This is a genomic window from Hydrogenophaga sp. (genome assembly GCF_011390835.1).
In the GTDB taxonomy this organism is placed as follows: domain Bacteria; phylum Pseudomonadota; class Gammaproteobacteria; order Burkholderiales; family Burkholderiaceae_C; genus Hydrogenophaga.
In genome coordinates this window covers 40,068-55,732 of the sequence record NZ_JAABRQ010000025.1, presented here as the reverse complement: position 1 = coordinate 55,732, position 15,665 = coordinate 40,068, and the positions used below count along the sequence as shown (strand labels likewise).

Annotated in this window: 18 protein-coding genes and 1 tRNA gene; 7 read left to right on the top strand and 12 right to left on the bottom strand. The window is 62.1% G+C overall.

What is annotated here, in order from left to right; translation table 11 throughout:
• Positions 1 to 326: 326 nt before the first annotated feature.
• Positions 327 to 1,079, bottom strand: a complete 753-nt coding sequence (locus tag GPT34_RS14380) for a LuxR family transcriptional regulator (protein ID WP_291013788.1) — start codon at positions 1,077 to 1,079, stop codon at positions 327 to 329.
• A 233-nt stretch (positions 1,080 to 1,312) separates the two neighbouring features.
• Entirely contained in the window at positions 1,313 to 2,341 is a 1,029-nt protein-coding gene (locus GPT34_RS14375; RefSeq protein WP_291013786.1) for a CAP domain-containing protein, read from the bottom strand.
• A gap of 1,068 nt (positions 2,342 to 3,409) precedes the next feature.
• Between GPT34_RS14375 and GPT34_RS14370 the strand changes: the two genes are divergently transcribed.
• Genes GPT34_RS14370 through GPT34_RS14340 form a run of 7 tightly spaced genes read left to right on the top strand, consistent with a single transcriptional unit; the run spans position 3,410 to position 7,783 of the window.
• Positions 3,410 to 4,756 (top strand): AAA family ATPase, encoded by a 1,347-nt coding sequence (locus GPT34_RS14370; RefSeq protein ID WP_291013783.1) that lies wholly within the window; start codon positions 3,410 to 3,412, stop codon positions 4,754 to 4,756.
• A 15-nt stretch (positions 4,757 to 4,771) separates the two neighbouring features.
• The gene (locus tag GPT34_RS14365) at positions 4,772 to 5,269 is read left to right on the top strand and encodes an HAD domain-containing protein (RefSeq protein WP_291013780.1); all 498 of its coding nucleotides are present in this window, start codon (positions 4,772 to 4,774) and stop codon (positions 5,267 to 5,269) included.
• A complete protein-coding gene (locus GPT34_RS14360) occupies positions 5,266 to 5,688 on the top strand; it encodes a hypothetical protein (protein ID WP_291013778.1) in 423 nt (140 codons plus the stop codon). The genes GPT34_RS14365 and GPT34_RS14360 overlap by 4 nt, the downstream gene beginning before the upstream one ends.
• Complete coding sequence (locus GPT34_RS14355; protein WP_291013776.1) at positions 5,685 to 6,470, top strand: metallophosphoesterase; 786 nt, start codon at positions 5,685 to 5,687, stop codon at positions 6,468 to 6,470. Before GPT34_RS14360 ends, GPT34_RS14355 begins: the two co-directional genes overlap by 4 nt.
• Positions 6,470 to 7,273, top strand: a complete 804-nt coding sequence (locus GPT34_RS14350; protein ID WP_291013774.1) for a metallophosphoesterase — start codon at positions 6,470 to 6,472, stop codon at positions 7,271 to 7,273. The genes GPT34_RS14355 and GPT34_RS14350 overlap by 1 nt, the downstream gene beginning before the upstream one ends.
• Positions 7,274 to 7,283: 10 nt before the next feature.
• Entirely contained in the window at positions 7,284 to 7,508 is a 225-nt protein-coding gene (locus GPT34_RS14345; protein ID WP_291013772.1) for a BPSL0761 family protein, read from the top strand.
• The gene (locus tag GPT34_RS14340) at positions 7,505 to 7,783 is read left to right on the top strand and encodes a hypothetical protein (RefSeq protein ID WP_291013770.1); all 279 of its coding nucleotides are present in this window, start codon (positions 7,505 to 7,507) and stop codon (positions 7,781 to 7,783) included. The genes GPT34_RS14345 and GPT34_RS14340 overlap by 4 nt, the downstream gene beginning before the upstream one ends.
• A 75-nt stretch (positions 7,784 to 7,858) precedes the next feature.
• On the opposite strand, the gene GPT34_RS14335 is transcribed toward GPT34_RS14340, so the two are convergent.
• The 10 genes from GPT34_RS14335 to iscR form a co-directional block, all read right to left on the bottom strand.
• Positions 7,859 to 8,881 carry a site-specific integrase gene (locus GPT34_RS14335; RefSeq protein WP_291013767.1) on the bottom strand — a complete coding sequence of 341 codons (1,023 nt, stop codon included), beginning with the start codon at positions 8,879 to 8,881 and terminating at the stop codon, positions 7,859 to 7,861.
• Between the two features lie 113 nt (positions 8,882 to 8,994).
• Positions 8,995 to 9,069, bottom strand: a tRNA-Val gene (locus tag GPT34_RS14330).
• Between the two features lie 77 nt (positions 9,070 to 9,146).
• The gene (dnaQ, locus tag GPT34_RS14325; protein ID WP_291013765.1) at positions 9,147 to 9,854 is read right to left on the bottom strand and encodes a DNA polymerase III subunit epsilon; all 708 of its coding nucleotides are present in this window, start codon (positions 9,852 to 9,854) and stop codon (positions 9,147 to 9,149) included.
• A gap of 136 nt (positions 9,855 to 9,990) precedes the next feature.
• The gene (gene fdx, locus GPT34_RS14320) at positions 9,991 to 10,329 is read right to left on the bottom strand and encodes an ISC system 2Fe-2S type ferredoxin (RefSeq protein WP_291013762.1); all 339 of its coding nucleotides are present in this window, start codon (positions 10,327 to 10,329) and stop codon (positions 9,991 to 9,993) included.
• A 49-nt stretch (positions 10,330 to 10,378) separates the two neighbouring features.
• Positions 10,379 to 12,256 (bottom strand): Fe-S protein assembly chaperone HscA, encoded by a 1,878-nt coding sequence (gene hscA / locus GPT34_RS14315; RefSeq protein ID WP_291013759.1) that lies wholly within the window; start codon positions 12,254 to 12,256, stop codon positions 10,379 to 10,381.
• A 26-nt stretch (positions 12,257 to 12,282) separates the two neighbouring features.
• Positions 12,283 to 12,801 (bottom strand): Fe-S protein assembly co-chaperone HscB, encoded by a 519-nt coding sequence (gene hscB, locus GPT34_RS14310; protein WP_291013797.1) that lies wholly within the window; start codon positions 12,799 to 12,801, stop codon positions 12,283 to 12,285.
• Positions 12,802 to 12,885: 84 nt separating this feature from the next.
• Positions 12,886 to 13,209 (bottom strand): iron-sulfur cluster assembly protein IscA, encoded by a 324-nt coding sequence (gene iscA / locus GPT34_RS14305; protein ID WP_291013756.1) that lies wholly within the window; start codon positions 13,207 to 13,209, stop codon positions 12,886 to 12,888.
• 122 nt (positions 13,210 to 13,331) lie between these two features.
• Positions 13,332 to 13,718, bottom strand: coding sequence for a Fe-S cluster assembly scaffold IscU (gene iscU / locus GPT34_RS14300; RefSeq protein WP_291013753.1), 387 nt, complete (start codon positions 13,716 to 13,718; stop codon positions 13,332 to 13,334).
• Between the two features lie 12 nt (positions 13,719 to 13,730).
• Complete coding sequence (locus GPT34_RS14295; protein ID WP_291013750.1) at positions 13,731 to 14,948, bottom strand: IscS subfamily cysteine desulfurase; 1,218 nt, start codon at positions 14,946 to 14,948, stop codon at positions 13,731 to 13,733.
• A 105-nt stretch (positions 14,949 to 15,053) separates the two neighbouring features.
• Positions 15,054 to 15,587: a Fe-S cluster assembly transcriptional regulator IscR gene (gene iscR, locus GPT34_RS14290; RefSeq protein WP_291013747.1), complete on the bottom strand. Its 534-nt coding sequence runs from the start codon at positions 15,585 to 15,587 to the stop codon at positions 15,054 to 15,056.
• Positions 15,588 to 15,665 lie beyond the last annotated feature (78 nt).

The following is a 15,665-nucleotide window of genomic DNA, read 5'->3' as shown; positions in this document are numbered from 1 at the left end:
CCAACATCGCAGAATCACGGGCGCAACGAAACGCCAACAACGTAGCCGGAGCGTCTACCGCGCGAGCGGTTTAGTCCTCACGCTGCAGAGCGGGTGCTCGCACTTCGATAGTTTATGACTGCATCGAGTGGCAGCGTTGGGTCGGAACTTCTGGCCTTTTCGCCCCGGGCTGAGTGGCTCACTTGGCCAGAATAGGCATATGCGTTCCGCACCTTTTAGAACTCAAAAGTTTGACTGGCCCAGGCGTCAGGAGCTCAGTCTCCCCTTGGGTGACCGGATCCAAATGCATCCGTCACGCGCCAGAACTGCCGGTCAAGCTCGTCAAATCAATCAATCAGCCCCGCCCGGAACGCGACCGCCACCATTTGCGGTCGGTTCTTCACCTCCAGCTTCTGCATTGCATTCTTGACGTGAAAAGCCACAGTGGGCTCTGAGATACTCATGATTCGGCCAATCTCCCATCCGGTCTTGCCGGCAGCCACCCACCGGATCACCTCTCGCTCTTGGCGCGTGATTCGGCCAGTACCAGACACGGGGCTTTCCATCCCAACGATCCGGAGCAGCGCAAGATGGGCACAGGCCGATAGCACCTGTGCGGATGCAATGAGTTCCGCGCGTTCCAGATGGTTGCGCTCAATGTCTTGATCGCGGGCAAGGCTGAGCATGCTCTTGACCCCATTCTTGCCATGCACCCCGACACTGACGCCGTGACCCATGCGGTGCGCGCGCGCGTCCTCGAGAATGTCCATGGCCTGCGCCGAAAGGAAATTTTCATTCCTCCAGACCATGGGTTGCATGCTGGTTTGGCAGTGTACGACTGTGGGGTCCCGCTCCAGGTATTGCTGTTGTGTGTAGCGCGATTGCCACTGCGGGGAATAACCGCTACTGATGTGAAACTGCCGACCCCCACCCGGCCCCTTCCATTCGATTCCAACGAGAAATCGCTCGAATCCGAGTCGCTTGGTGACCGCATCAAGACGGAATTGGAGCCCTTTGTCGTTTGTAACCTCGGACAACTCAGCCATCAGGGCAACGGTTGACTTTGCATTTCGTGTGCCGTCTTCTTCGTCAGCATTCATTTCATATTCGTAGGGGCTGCTAGATCGTGAGATTCAACTTTGACGCCCTGACGCTCAAGGGCCCACCCTGTCAATCCTGACAGGTAGGGCGCATGGATAGGGTCAGCTTCGCTACTCGGCAGGGTACGGTCCAAGAGACCAAACTGTCGGCCGGGGGATGCACTGATGCACCAACCTTTGCGCGTGCTCCGGTAACTTCAATCCAGGCCAAAGCCAATTTGCGCTCCGGTTGATCAAATCCCGCTATCCAGGCCGGTGGTGAACGTGAAGTCCTTTGAGAAGGCCACGCCGTTGTTGGTGCCGCTCATCACGGCACGGTATGTGGTGTTGCTTGCCATGGGTGCATCCGCACTCACATACGCATGGTGCGAGCGTAGGAAGCCTGCGTTCGGGTCATTGGCCGAGGTCACGGGCATACGGAGGCTCACCGTGGTGTTGTCGTCGACACGGGTCAGGGACGCGCTAGTGATGACAAGCTGCTGGCCTTGGCGAGCCAGCAAAGTGATGGTGCTGCCCAGAGGGTTGGCGCCCAGATCTCGGCCCGGCACAGGATTGGGGCTTTCACCGCGAAGCGCGGGGACCACTCCGGTACTGCCCTGGCAGGGGTAGGTCATCACGTCATTCGAAGCGATCAACTGCGCCTGGTCTGCGAACTTGTACGCCAGGTTCACCTGCAGGGTGCGGCCGGTGGGGGCAGAACCCAGGCGGGTCACATCATTGGTACTGCGAACGGACAGGCCGATGTCCTTGTAGCCGTCGAGCAGGAAAATTGAGTGGTACGGAGCGTTCAGCAAGGCGCGGATGGAGTCAGCGCCCATGCCCGTTGTCGAGGTGCCGCCGTCGATCACCACGTTGAGATCGGAGACGGAGAAGTCGGTCGCCAGCGGCGAATAGCCAGCGGCCAACAGGCGGTCTCTATCGGCTACACCGGTGAAGCCCTGCGTGCCGGTAGTCTGGAAGTGACCGAAGAAGCCGTTGATCAGATTCCAGTCGGCGTGACCTTGAGCGGCCGTATCCAGGGTTGAGCGCTGCGCCAGCTGGCCAAAGCCGCAGGCCTGGCGCTCTGCATTGACCGTCCGGAAGGCCGCCAGCTCTTCGCTGTTGGCGGAGTAGGACGGTGCAGGAACCGAGGCCACCAGTGTGGAGGCGGCGGATCCTGCCATGGGCGAGCTGCCCTGGGCGGGAGGTTCGTCGCCGCCGCCACCGCCGCAAGCGGCCAAAGCTGAAACAAGAGAAGCTGCGATCAATCGATTCAGGCTCATGGTGGTTCCGAGTACCGTGGTTTGAACTGGAGGAAATAAGACGAAAGCGCGCCTTCAAGGGGTTTCGAGGGCGCAGGATAGTCCCGACCAGTAGCGGAGACAGCTATCAAAAAAGACAGTTGCAAGAGCCTCGACAAGCGCCCTTGTCACGTCAGGTAGCGTCGCAATCAGGCTCCCGAGCAACCCATCCCGGGGCATCGAGCGCCTCAAGGGATGTGTGCAATTCAAAGTAGCACGACTCCTCGAAGTAGCAAAATGCGCAGCGAAGCCGATATCCCGTTGGGTAACCTCCACAACCACGTTTGGCTGAATTCCAAACCTCTGCCATCATTCTTTTACGAGACAACCGGCTGTGCAACGCAGCTTCTAATTCCCAACGGACCACGCACAGAAGACTTGGCTCGCGCGCGAGCGGATGTGTCGCTGGAAACGGCGCATCGCTACGAATCAGTGGAGGAGCTGAGCGCGTGGCAGGGTGAGGTCAGCAGTCGGCGTGAGCACGCCTAGCAGCACCCACCTTCAGCAATCGCATAGCAGCTGTTCGCGGACAAGGCATCTTGGTCCACCTCTGGCCGAACGAGCCAGCTGACATCACACCAGACGTCAATCTGGGCACCTTAGAAGCAGGCCTCAAAATAGCGAGAAGATCAGGCAGCGCCTCGCCTTGCCTGCGTGGATCTTCTATGTTGCAATTTATGTTGCAAACCACCCCTTCAAGTTGCATCGTTTTTCAAACTGGCCTCTCTGTACGGCCCCGCGTTGATCGCTGTGAGGCCTTTCTGCGTAGATTCGCGCAACGAAGCCAACCGACCCTGATTGCCATAGCAACTGCATTTGCGCCTGCCTACTTGTCTACTATCGGTTTGTCCCGCATCATTTCAAGCATGTTGCAGCTTTTCACCCTGATGAACGCCAGCACCACCGAGCGCATAAGCACCCGGTGGAGTGGGCACCTGCGACTGCGCCAGTAGGCGTCTTGCGTTCAGCCCACCTTGTCACCCACCAGTGAATCAACAAGGAGCCAGGGCAGAACACACAGCACCGCCCGGGCTCCGTTCAGGAGCCCACATGAGCAAGTCCCCCTGCCGGCGTCAGCCGACACCCGATGCGAAGTTTCCCGACTTCGCAGCGCGATCGTTCGACTACATCGACGGCGATACACCTCGCCGGGTGCAGCTGCTGCTGCCGGCGACTGAAGAAGTCGACGACCTCGTGCGCCAGCGCGCCAAGGCTGCCCGCGAGGAAGAAGCCCGGTCGGCCGAGGAGCGCGCCCGGCGTCTGGACGCCGAGGCCGCCGCCAGGGCACTGAGAAAGGCCCCCGAACCGCCACCGTTCAAGCGCCGCGACAAAGCGACCATGGACCCGGGCGAGGCCCGCGTATCCATGCAGCTCGAGTACGAGCTGAAAAGCGAGCTGGTGCAAGTGAGCAAAGGAGCAGCGCGCCACCAGGTCCAGGTCTATGCCTGGGACGCGCCGCTCAAGCTGATCGAAGAGCGCAAGATGGCAGCGGACCCGTACGCAGCTGAACGCGACCAGGCCTTGTTCGACCGGCTGTACAAGCTGGGCGCCTATCGGGGGGTCTGCACCCGGCAGCGGCTGGACACCGTGCTAGACGGGCTGCGCTGCCTGCGCGCCTCGCAGCCGCACTTTGTCCAGGTGGTCGGCCTCATCGAGGCGCGGGTGCGCCTGGCACAAGAGCGTGATGAGCCCATGCGCATCCCGCCGGTGCTGCTGGCCGGCCCCCCTGGCGTGGGCAAGACCCACTTCACGCTGGAGCTGGCCCGGGTGATGGAGCGCCCGGTGCGCCGGCACAGCTTTGATGCCTCGCACACCGCATCAGCCCTCATGGGTTCAGACCGCCACTGGTCAAACACCCGCCACGGCCTGATCTTCGACGCGGTGTGCCTTGCCGATCGGGCCGACCCCGTGATCCTGCTCGATGAGCTGGACAAAGCGACCGAGCACAGCCGCGACGGCAGCCCGCTGGCACCGCTGCACAGTTTGCTAGAGCCGGCGACGGCAGGGACTGTCACGGACATCTCGGCCGGTATCGAGTTCGATGCCAGCCACGTCTTCTTCGTGGCCACGGCCAACGATCTGCGGTTTGTGCCTGCGCCCATCCAGTCGCGCTTCCAGGTGTTCCACATCGAACAGCCCACGGCGGAGCAGGCCATCGACCTGGCGCAGTCGGTTGCGGCAGCGGTGCACCTTCGCTACGGCGGCTTTGAGGAGCCGCCCCGGCGCCTGGTCACGCTGCTGGCCCATCTCACCCCGCGCGAGCAGATCCAGGCCCTGGATCACGCCTACGCCACGGCGCTGGTCAACGGGCGCAAGCACCTGGTGCGCCGGGACCTGCCTGCCCAGGTGCTGCAGGACGACGGCGGCGAGCCAGCCGCGGGCAGCTTTCTGCACTGAACGGGAGATTTGGCCATGAGCATCGACACGACGCCCGCACCAGAGCTTGGGCCAGGTCAGGGCCTTGCCCCAGTGGTGTTTCTCGACTTCGACGGGGTGACCCATCCCGAGGTGTGCACCAGGGACAAGCTCTTCACCTGCCTGCCGCTGATCGAGGACGTGCTGCGCCAGCACCCGCGCGCCGAGATCGTCATCAGCAGCTCCTGGCGCGAGCACCACCCCTTGAGCGAGTTGCGCGGGTTCTTTGCCGAGGACATCGCGCCCCGGGTGGTGGGCTGTACCCCGTTGGCACCAGAAGAGCGCGCCAGGCCGGGGCCGGCCGGTGTTCGCCACATCGAGTGCCTGACCTGGCTCATCGTGCACCGACAGGATCACCCCTGGATAGCGATCGATGACGTGCCCTGGCTGTTCAACCCCGGCTGCCCAAATCTGTTGCTGACCCACCACCGCACCGGCTTCACGCCGGCCAACGCGGCCCACCTTCATTCCGTACTCAAGAGGCTTTCCCAATGACCAACCCCAGAGAGCTCAAGGCCCGCTACCCGTACCAGTTCGCATTCGAACCGATCGACATGGGCGTCACCCGCGGCTGGTTCCACCTCTTCTCGCGCCTGTGCGCCGAGATCGATGAGGCCTTGGGCGAAGACAAGCGCGGGTTTCACTGGATTCAGCTCAAGGAGAAGCTGGGTTCGGCCCGCATGTATTTCCGCCTGACCGAGGGCGTGCGCGAGCGCGAGCCCGAACTGGCCCAGCGCCTGTCGTCGCTGGCGTTCGCGGCCGAGGACGCCAGTGCAACGGTGTGCGCAGCCTGTGGCCGACCCGGCAGGATTGACCGGCGCGCGGGCTACATGCTCGCGCTGTGCGACAAGCACCACGAGGCGCGCCAGGCGGGCACGCGGGGCTCCGTCTGGTTCGAGGAGGACGAGTCGTGAGCGGGCCGCGCGACATGCAGGCCTTTGACCGGGAGCAGGCCGAGGCCCTGCGCGGTCTGTGGTTCCTGGGAGACGTCCACGGCGAGTTCCGCCACATCGGCATGGCACTGCACCAGGCCGAGCGGGTCGGCACCCTCCCCAGCTGGCTGATCTTCCTGGGCGATCTGGAGATCACGGGGCCCAGCCTGCGCGAGATCCTGACTCCGTTTCGCGATGTCTTCCCGGACCAGCGAGTGGCCTTCATCCACGGCAACCATGACGCGGACACCCACGAGAACTGGGCCTGCCTGCACGACTTTGGCGACGCCGTGGCCCTTCACGGCCAGGTGGTGGACCTGGATGGCATTCGCGTGGCCGGCCTGGGCGGCAACTTCATGGGCCGGGTCTGGGCCCCGCCTTCGCCTCCGACCTTCACCAGCAGAACACAGGCCATGAAGCGCGGGCCGTATGGCTGGAGAGACGGGCAAAAGCCCAGCCCGAAGCTGCACGGCGCCATCTACCCCGACGATGTGGACACGCTGGCCAGGCAGCGCGCAGACATCCTGGTCACGCACGAGGCCCCGTCGTGCCACCAGCATGGATGGGAAGTGCTGGACCAGCTGGCCCGGGACCTGCGGGTGGTTCGCAGTTTTCATGGGCATACGCACGACGACCTGGGCGAGCAGTACGCCAGGCAACGCGAGCAGCTGGGGTTTGATGCCAGAGCGGTGAACTTCTGCTGCATCAAGAACGGGTTGGGGGAGTTTGTTGCCGGTCCGCCGGCGGGAATGGAGGAGTGGTGATGAGAATCTTGCTCTTATCGGATCTGCACCTGGACTTCGGGCGATTCTCGCCAGTGCACAACGGGCGGCGAATCGACGACGGTGTGGATGTGGTGGTGCTGGCGGGTGACATCGGCGAAGACACATCCGGCATTCGCTGGGCGCGGGAGACCTTCATCACCAAAGAGATCATCTACGTGCTCGGCAACCATGAGTTTTACGACGGGCATGTCCAGTTCCTGACGAAACACGCCAGAGACGTAGCCAGTCGCATGGGCGTGCACCTGCTGGAGAGGGATGCCATCGAGCTGGGAGGCGTGAGGTTTCTGGGTACGACGCTGTGGACCGACTTCAAGTTCTTCGGCGAACAAAAGCACTTGGTCACCATGCAGGCGGCCGAGATGTACCTGAACGACTACCGGTGCATCAAAATCTCCGTTGCCCGACCTGGCAGCGCGGCGAACCGGCAGACGCGGCTGCTGCGCCCGGCGGACACGGCCTTGCTGCACAAAGAGAGTGTCGACTGGCTGACCGCGGAGCTGGCAAATGGCACCCCCGAGAAGACGGTGGTGGTTACCCACCACGCGCCGCATCGGCTATCGGTGCACCGTTGGTACGAGCAGGACCTGATGACCGGCGCCTTTGCATCAGACCTGACACGCCTGATGGGACAAGCCGCGCTGTGGATGCATGGCCATATGCACGACTCGTTTGACTACCGAGTGAACGGCACGCGCGTGGTCTGCAATCCGAGGGGGTATGCGCGGAGGGATGGCGACCAGGAGAACGAACGGTTTGAGCCTGGGCTTGTGATCGAGATTTAGGGGAAGCACCATGACGATGCCGGACGAACGGGCGCGGGCGCTGCGCTTTGCGGGGGAACTGCTGCGCGAGATGCTTGCCCGAGACGATGTGCCCGCGGATCTGAAGCAGCAGGCCCGGGCAACGCTGCGGCACTACCCGACCAAAGAACAGCTCAAGTGGATGATCGACGACGTGTCGCGAGCAGAAGGAACCAACCAGTGCTGGCTGGCGGCGGAGCAGCCGGCGGCGCCATGAGCCGGCTCAAAGCCGCCAAAGAGAAAGGGACCTCGAAGGGTCCTTTCTGCTCGAGAGAAGATCCTGCGGCAGCTCAGAGTCTGATCCTGGCATCTTCGACACAAGGCATGGCGGCATTGACGACGCGATCTGGTTTTTCGAGCATCGTGCCTTTTCTCGACGCCCTGCCTTTGGCTGAAGTGATGGCAGTGCTTATCGACCACGAGCGACTGGATGCCGAGCAGCGACGGCGTACCGAGCAAGAAATGCTGGTTGCGAGGCAGCGATTCGATTGATGGACGTTGGTCTTGGTGCACCTTGTCGCCAACCACTCAACAGCACTTCGTCCTTCAAAATCAACAGAACCACAGCTATCGCAGTTTTTCAGCAATCTGCGAAGCCTTGGTGCTGTAGTAGCGCTGGTAGAGCACATTCACCTGCCTGTGACCCGTGGTGGTGGCCAACTCCAACAGATCAAGCCGTTTCGCCAATCGAGCAATGCCGACACGGCGCAGGTCGTGAAACGTCAGGTCTGCGATGCCTGCCCTTTCCACGGCCCTTTCATAGACCTTTTTCAACGCCGCAACGGACACGGGGAAAACTCGTCCTTCCTCAGGCGATCTCGGAAGCTCCGACAAAAGCTTGATGGCCGTCGATGACAGAGGGACCTCTCGCTCATGCCCATTCTTCGTGTCCGGGAGGACAAGGATGCGCTCCTCAAGGAGAACATTGCGCCACTCCAAGGACAAAATTTCAGAGCGGCGCATCGCCGTCTCAATAGCGATCTGAACGATGGGTCTGGCCCAAGGACACAGGGTCCCGCCAGGGGCAAGCTGCCCGAGCTCATTGCGCGTTCGAGGCGCCAGTTCAGCAAGGAGTGAGCACTCTTCAGCAGGGCTGAGCAGCCGCTTCCTTTCGTTCCGGACTTTGGGACGCGAGACGTTGGTCAAAGGGTGAACGATGTTGACATCCCACTCTCTGATGGCCTTCGTCAACACAACAGAGAACAAGGCTAACTCTCGAACAACAGTGGCGGGTTTCCGGATCTTCAACCGAGCGTCTCGGTAACTTGCGAAGTCCGATGGCCGAAGTGTGGCGACGATTCGTTGCCCCAGCGAGCAGCGTGCGAGCATGCGCAACCTCAGGTTCTCGGATTCGGCCCCCTTGTGCCCAGGCGTCACCGCTTCACGATACCTATCAATCAGGGCACGCAACGTGGTGGTATCGGCAACAACTCTTGAGGAGAAAGCGCCACTATGCATCTCGCACTCGATGCTTGCAGCCCAAGCCACAGCATCGCGCCGGTCAGCAAAGGTTTTGGTCTGGGGGTCGTACCCTTGACGACGGACCGTCGCCTGGTACTGGAATGGGCCGCGTTTGCGAATGGATGCCATCTGAGCTCCTTGGACACACGAAAAGTGCGTCAAATTTGCGTCAAAAAGCACCTGCTGGCCACGTGCAAACTGCGTGTTTATCTCATTTTCCCAATGAAATCAACAGCTTGCGATGGTGGGCGGTGCAGGGTTCGAACCTGCGACCCCTGCCGTGTGAAGGCAGTGCTCTACCACTGAGCTAACCGCCCGATTGATCTGGTCCGATCGATCGGAAGCCTCAAATTATAACCTTGTTTTGGCCCGTCCCAGCAGTCCCGCCAGAGGTTCAGCTTGGCTGAAGCTGGCGCCAGACGGTACGTCCCCTGCAGGCGTTGTCGATTTCAACGAGCACGGTTTCGTGAGCCTGCGTTTCCTGCTCGTTGGCGACCAACACCGGCAGATCAAAACGGCTCAGGTCTATCTGGAGCACCTCGCCATCTTCGCTGGTGGCGTCACCCAGCTCCATGATCAGCGCGTCCTGGCCGCGGGTCATGTTGATATAGACATCGGCCAGCAGCTCAGCATCGAGAAGCGCGCCGTGCAGGGTGCGGCCCGAGTTGTCCACGCCCAGCCGGTCGCACAGGGCATCGAGGCCGTTGCGCTTGCCTGGGAACATTTCCTTGGCCATGACTAGGCTGTCGGTCACTCCATTGAGCAGGGGCTGGATCGGCCCGTGACCCAGTCGCTCCAGCTCCTTGTCCAGGAAGCTGATGTCAAACGGAGCGTTGTGGATGATGACTTCAGCGCCTTTCAGGTAGTCAATCAGTTCTTGTGCAATCTGGCCGAATTTGGGCTTGTCGCGCAGAAAGTCGTTGCTGATGCCGTGCACCTTGAGCGCGTCTTCGTGGCTCTCGCGCTCCGGGTTGACGTAGAAGTGCAGATTGTTGCCAGTGAGCTTGCGCTGCAGCAGTTCCACACAACCGATCTCGATGATGCGGTCACCGTTCTCGGCGGAGAGGCCGGTGGTTTCGGTGTCGAGAAAGACTTGACGCATGTGCTGGACTCCCATTCTTGGGCTGATTGAAGATCCGGCGAAGCCTCCCCAGGCCGGATCAGCCTCCGGCACTGGCGAGGAAACCGGTGTCTCCCGGTTCCGGGGTAGTAACCCGCGAAGCGGCGGAGCGTGGGGATTAATGGACCTCTTTGGCGTGGTTGATCGAGTATTTAGGAATCTCGATGGTCACATTGTCCTGGGCCAGGATGGCCTGACAGGACAGGCGCGAGTTGGGCTCGAGGCCCCAGGCGCGGTCCAGCAGATCTTCTTCGTTTTCGTCGAGTTCATTGAGGCTATTGAAGCCTTCTCGCACAACCACATGGCATGTGGTACACGCGCAGACCATGTCGCAGGCATGTTCGATCGCGATATCGTTGTCTAGCAGCGCTTCGCAGATCGAAGTGCCTGCAGGTGCGCTGACCTCTTTTCCATGAGGACAGTACTCGGGATGGGGCAGAATTTTGATGATGGGCATGGGGCAGTCTGGGTAGGCCGGCAACGTGGAGCAACACCGGAAAAAGAGGTCACACCTCTTCGAGCTTCTTGCCCGAGAGGGCTTGTTGGATGCCCGCGTTCATGCGCAAGGCGGCAAAAGCTTCGGTGCCCTTGGCCAGCGCGTCGGTGGCAGCTTCGATGGCTGCAGCGTCATCGCCTGGTGAGGTGTCCGCCACTGCCTCAATTAGCACTTCAATGGCGGCGCACTCTGCGGCGGACAGCAGGGCGCCATCGGCTTTCATGGCACTGCGGGTGGCTGCAATCATGCGGTCAGCATCCACTCGGGCTTCCACTAAGGCGCGTGCCGCCATGTCTTGCTGCGCGGTCGCGAAGCTGTCTTTCAGCATGCTGGCGATCTGATCGTCAGACAGACCATAGGCCGGCTTCACGTCCACCCGTGCTTCCACGCCGCTGCCCTGCTCTTTGGCGCTGACAGACAGCAGGCCGTCGGCATCGACCGTGAATGTCACACGGATGCGCGCGGCGCCTGCCACCATGGGGGGGATGCCGCGCAGCTCGAAACGCGCAAGGCTGCGGCAATCGGCCACCAAGTCGCGCTCGCCCTGCACCACGTGCAGCGCGAGCGCGGTCTGGCCATCCTGGTAGGTAGTGAAATCCTGGGCGAGTGCGGTCGGGATGGTGCTGTTGCGCGGCACGATGCGTTCCACCAGGCCACCCATAGTCTCGATCCCGAGTGAGAGCGGGATCACGTCCAGTAGCAGCAGCTCGTCGCCGTCGCGGCTGTTGCCAGCCAGCGCGTTGGCCTGGATAGCCGCACCCAGAGCCACCACTTCATCCGGGTTCAGGTTGGTCAGGGGCTCACGGCCGAAGAACGCGCCCACGGTGCGGCGGATCACCGGCATGCGGGTCGATCCGCCCACCATGACCACGCCTTGCACCTCTTCCTTGTCCACGCCCGCGTCGCGCAAGACCTTGCGCACCGCGTTCATGGTGCGGGCCGTCAGCGCGGCGGTGCAGGTTTCAAAATCGTTCACGCTGATAGGCCCGTCCAAGCGCTCGCCGCCGACCTCAACGGTGAATCTGACTTCAGCCGCATCGCCCGACAGGGCTTCCTTGCAGCGGCGCGCCTCCAGGTTGAGCGCGGCTCGCTCGGCGGGTGTGAGTCGAACGATGATGCCTTGGCGCTGAAGCGCCCAGGCCACCAGAGCCTGGTCGTAATCGTCACCGCCTAGGGCAGAGTCGCCGCCGGTGGCCATGACCTCGAACACGCCCTTCGTGAGGCGCAGGATCGAAATATCAAAAGTACCGCCGCCCAAGTCGTAAATCGCGTAAACGCCTTCGGACCCGTTGTCCAGGCCGTAAGCGATAGCCGCTGCGGTGGGCTCGTTGATCAGGCGCAGCACGTTGATGCCAGCGAGCTGTGCCGCGTCTTTGGTGGCCTGGCGCTGGGCGTCGTCGAAATAGGCCGGCACGGTGATGACTGCGCCATAGAGCTCGTCATCAAAGCTGTCTTCAGCGCGAAAACGCAACGTGGCCAAAATCTCGGCACTCACCTCCATGGGGGTCTTGCGTCCGGCCACGGTCTCTATGACCGCCATGCCGTTGTCGTCTGCCACGGTGTAGGCGAGCTTGTCCAAGTCGGCGACCTGAACGCCCGAGCGCCCCATCAGCCGTTTGACCGAGCTCACCGTGTTGGCGGGGTCCTCTACCTGGGCGGCTAGCGCCTCATAGCCGATATGACGACCTGCGCCACCCAGGGCTGGGTCTAGGTAACGCACCACGCTGGGCAAGATCACTCGCCCATCGGCGGCTGGCAGGCATTCGGCCACGCCATGCCGCACGGCGGCCACCAGAGAGTGGGTGGTGCCCAGGTCAATGCCTACCGCCACGCGGCGTTGGTGGGGGTCCAGGGACTGACCGGGTTCGGAAATCTGCAGAAGCGCCATGGAATCGTATGTGTCTCGAAGAGGGCCTATTGTCCCAGCTGATCGAGGCGCTCCTCGACATCGCGCGCAAAGCGCTCAACGAACATAAGGGCTCTGACCTGTTGCGCCAGCGCCGGGTAGTCGCGACGTTCGTCCGCCGTCACCCGCAATTCGGCCAGCATGTCCCGGCGGGCGGCAGCCACTTCGTCGGCCATGCTGCTGAGATCGGCCATACCTGCCGCTTCGTCGAGGTCCTCGCGCCACTGCATCTGCTGCATGAGGAAAGTGGCGGGCATGGCGGTGTTGTTCTCCGCCTGGATGGGCGCGCCATGCAGCTCACAAAGATAGGCGGCCCGCTTGAGCGGATCCTTCAGGCGCTGATAGGCCTCATTGATGCGCACTGACCACTGCATGGCCTGGCGCTGAGCGATTGCATCGGCGGTGGCAAACCGGTCGGGATGGGCCTCGCGCTGCAAGTCTTTCCAGCGCGCATCCAGCGCCGCGCGGTCCAGTGCGAAGGCAGGCGCCAGGTCGAAGATCTCGAAGTCGGTGGATTGAAGGCTCAGGGGCATGGAACAACTGACGGGCTCAAAAACAAAAAACCGCCAGGGCGGTTGAGCGCTGGCGGCCTGCGCAACAACGGCGGACCGTCAAATGCGAAAACTCTCGCCACAACCGCAGCGATCGCGCTCGTTCGGGTTGATGAAGCGAAATCCCTCGTTCAGACCCTCGCGTACGAAGTCGAGCTGCGTGCCATCGATGTAGGCCAGGCTCTTGGGATCCACCAGCACCTTCACCCCGTTGTCCTCGAACACCACGTCCTCGGGCGCGATCTCGTCGGCGTATTCCAACTTGTAAGCCAGCCCGGAACAGCCCGTGGTCTTCACACCCAGCCGCACACCCACGCCTTTGCCCCGCTTAGTGATGTAGCGGGTGACGTGGCGGGCAGCGGCTTCAGAAATGGAGATGGACATGTTGGTCGGAATTAGCGCAATGAAAGGAGGGCTTCATACCAGAACACGCCGCAGAACCGGCTTCGCCGGGCTGCCAGCGCGGTCCCCCTTGGGGGAAGACGCGAAGCGGCTCAGAGGGGAGCCTATCCAGTGTGTTTCTTGCGGTAGTCATCCACCGCGGCCTTGATGGCGTCTTCGGCCAGGATGGAGCAGTGGATTTTCACCGGCGGCAAGGCAAGCTCTTCGGCGATCTGGCTGTTTTTCAGCGCCGCAGCCTGATCCAGCGTCTTGCCTTTGACCCACTCGGTGACCAGCGAGCTCGACGCGATGGCCGAACCGCAGCCGTAGGTCTTGAAGCGCGCGTCTTCGATCACGCCCGACTGGGGGTTGACCTTGATCTGCAGCTTCATCACGTCGCCGCAGGCGGGCGCGCCCACCATGCCGGTGCCGACGGACTCATCGCCCTTGTCAAACGAGCCAACGTTGCGGGGGTTTTCGTAGTGGTCTACGACTTTTTCAGAATAAGCCATGGTGTTTCTCCTTCAGTGAGCTGCCCATTGGATCGTCGAGAGATCCACGCCATCTTTGAACATTTCCCAAAGCGGCGAGAGTTCGCGCAGCTTGGCCACGTTCTCCTTGATGGTATTGATTGCGTAATCGATTTCTTCTTCCGTGGTCCAGCGCCCGATCGTCATGCGCAGGCTGCTGTGGGCCAGTTCATCGCTGCGGCCCAGGGCGCGCAGCACATAGCTGGGCTCCAGGCTGGCCGAGGTGCAGGCCGAACCCGACGAAACCGCCAGACCCTTGATGCCCATAATGAGCGACTCGCCCTCAACGTAGTTGAAGCTCATGTTGAGGTTGTGCGGCACGCGCTGAGTTTCGTGGCCGTTGATGAACACCTCTTCGACGTCTTTGAGCCCTGCGACCATGCGGTCGTGCAGCGCGCGGATACGCACATTTTCGGCGTGCATCTCTTCCTTGGCGATGCGGTACGCCTCGCCCATGCCCACGCACTGGTGGGTGGGCAACGTGCCCGAGCGCATGCCCCGCTCGTGACCGCCGCCGTGCATCTGCGCTTCGATGCGCACGCGCGGCTTGCGGCGCACGTACAAGGCGCCAATGCCCTTGGGGCCGTAGGTCTTGTGGCCAGTCAGGCTCATGAGGTCCACCGGCAGGGTTTGCAGGTCGATGTCGACCCGGCCGGTGGCCTGTGCGGCGTCGACGTGGAAGATCACGCCCTTCTCGCGGCAGATGGCGCCAATCGCGGCGATTTCCTGAATCACACCGATCTCGTTGTTCACGAACATAACCGAGGCCAGGATCGTATCGGGCCGGATGGCGGCCTTGAAGGCGTCGAGGTTGACCAGACCGTCGGCCTGCACGTCGAGGTAGGTGACTTCAAAACCCTGGCGCTCCAGCTCACGCATGGTGTCCAGCACGGCTTTGTGCTCGGTCTTGACCGTGATGAGGTGCTTGCCCTTGGATGCGTAAAAGTGCGCAGCGCCCTTCAAGGCGAGGTTGTTGGACTCGGTGGCGCCGCTGGTCCAGACGATTTCGCGCGGGTCGGCGCCGATCAGAGCGGCCACGTGCTCACGAGCAGCCTCCACCGCCTTCTCAGCTTCCCAGCCCCAGGCGTGGCTGCGCGAGGCCGGGTTGCCGAAATGCTCGCGCAACCAGGGGATCATGGCGTCCACCACCCGCGGGTCGCAGGGATTGGTGGCGCTGTAGTCCATGTAAATCGGGAAATGTGGCGTGCTCATGGATTTGCAATCATGTAAGAGGGGTGATCAGAGCCTTCGGGCGATGAACCACGCATCGAATCAAGAGAGACCGGGCGGCAGACGCTGCTGCCAGACCCAGTGACCTCACTTCGAAAACGCGGCGCCGAGCGCAAACACCGAATTGGGTGCATTCACCCGGATCGGCTTGACCACCGAGGGGCTGGAAATGGCTCGCTTGATGGCCGGCGCGTTCTCCACCACCAAGCCCTTGGCCAGCTGGTCGTCCACCAGCGACTGGAGGGACACGGAGTCGAGAAAATCCACCATCTTGGTGTTGAGCGCGGCCCAGAGTTCGTGCGTCATGCAGCGGTGACCTTCGCCCAGGCAGTTTTCCTTGCCGCCGCACTGGGTGGCATCGATCGGCTCGTCCACCGAGACAATGATGTCGGCCACGGTGATGTCGGCTGCCTTTCGGCCCAGCGTGTACCCGCCGCCCGGCCCGCGAGTCGATTCGACGAGTTCGTGCCGGCGCAGCTTGCCGAACAGCTGCTCCAGATAGGACAGCGAAATTTGTTGACGCTGGCTGATGGCAGCAAGCGTGACGGGACCGTTGTTCTGGCGCAAGGCCAGATCGATCATGGCTGTGACCGCGAAGCGGCCTTTGGTCGTGAGGCGCATTTTCAAGCTCCTTGTGATGCTTGACTGTCGTTGGATGGCTCCACAGAACGCATGTCCCGAGAACCTCTAGCTCCGCCC

Excerpts from the sequence above, each read along its gene's own strand:
- GPT34_RS14380 (WP_291013788.1), bottom strand. The coding sequence starts at position 1,079 with ATGAATGCTGACGAAGAAGACGGCACACGAAATGCAAAGTCAACCGTT.
- GPT34_RS14375 (WP_291013786.1), bottom strand. The coding sequence starts at position 2,341 with ATGAGCCTGAATCGATTGATCGCAGCTTCTCTTGTTTCAGCTTTGGCC.
- GPT34_RS14370 (WP_291013783.1), top strand. The coding sequence starts at position 3,410 with ATGAGCAAGTCCCCCTGCCGGCGTCAGCCGACACCCGATGCGAAGTTT.
- GPT34_RS14365 (WP_291013780.1), top strand. The coding sequence starts at position 4,772 with ATGAGCATCGACACGACGCCCGCACCAGAGCTTGGGCCAGGTCAGGGC.
- GPT34_RS14360 (WP_291013778.1), top strand. The coding sequence starts at position 5,266 with ATGACCAACCCCAGAGAGCTCAAGGCCCGCTACCCGTACCAGTTCGCA.
- GPT34_RS14350 (WP_291013774.1), top strand. The coding sequence starts at position 6,470 with ATGAGAATCTTGCTCTTATCGGATCTGCACCTGGACTTCGGGCGATTC.
- GPT34_RS14345 (WP_291013772.1), top strand. The coding sequence starts at position 7,284 with ATGACGATGCCGGACGAACGGGCGCGGGCGCTGCGCTTTGCGGGGGAA.
- GPT34_RS14340 (WP_291013770.1), top strand. The coding sequence starts at position 7,505 with ATGAGCCGGCTCAAAGCCGCCAAAGAGAAAGGGACCTCGAAGGGTCCT.
- GPT34_RS14335 (WP_291013767.1), bottom strand. The coding sequence starts at position 8,881 with ATGGCATCCATTCGCAAACGCGGCCCATTCCAGTACCAGGCGACGGTC.
- dnaQ (WP_291013765.1), bottom strand. The coding sequence starts at position 9,854 with ATGCGTCAAGTCTTTCTCGACACCGAAACCACCGGCCTCTCCGCCGAG.
- fdx (WP_291013762.1), bottom strand. The coding sequence starts at position 10,329 with ATGCCCATCATCAAAATTCTGCCCCATCCCGAGTACTGTCCTCATGGA.
- hscA (WP_291013759.1), bottom strand. The coding sequence starts at position 12,256 with ATGGCGCTTCTGCAGATTTCCGAACCCGGTCAGTCCCTGGACCCCCAC.
- iscA (WP_291013756.1), bottom strand. The coding sequence starts at position 13,209 with ATGTCCATCTCCATTTCTGAAGCCGCTGCCCGCCACGTCACCCGCTAC.
- iscU (WP_291013753.1), bottom strand. The coding sequence starts at position 13,718 with ATGGCTTATTCTGAAAAAGTCGTAGACCACTACGAAAACCCCCGCAAC.
- GPT34_RS14295 (WP_291013750.1), bottom strand. The coding sequence starts at position 14,948 with ATGAGCACGCCACATTTCCCGATTTACATGGACTACAGCGCCACCAAT.
- iscR (WP_291013747.1), bottom strand. The coding sequence starts at position 15,587 with ATGCGCCTCACGACCAAAGGCCGCTTCGCGGTCACAGCCATGATCGAT.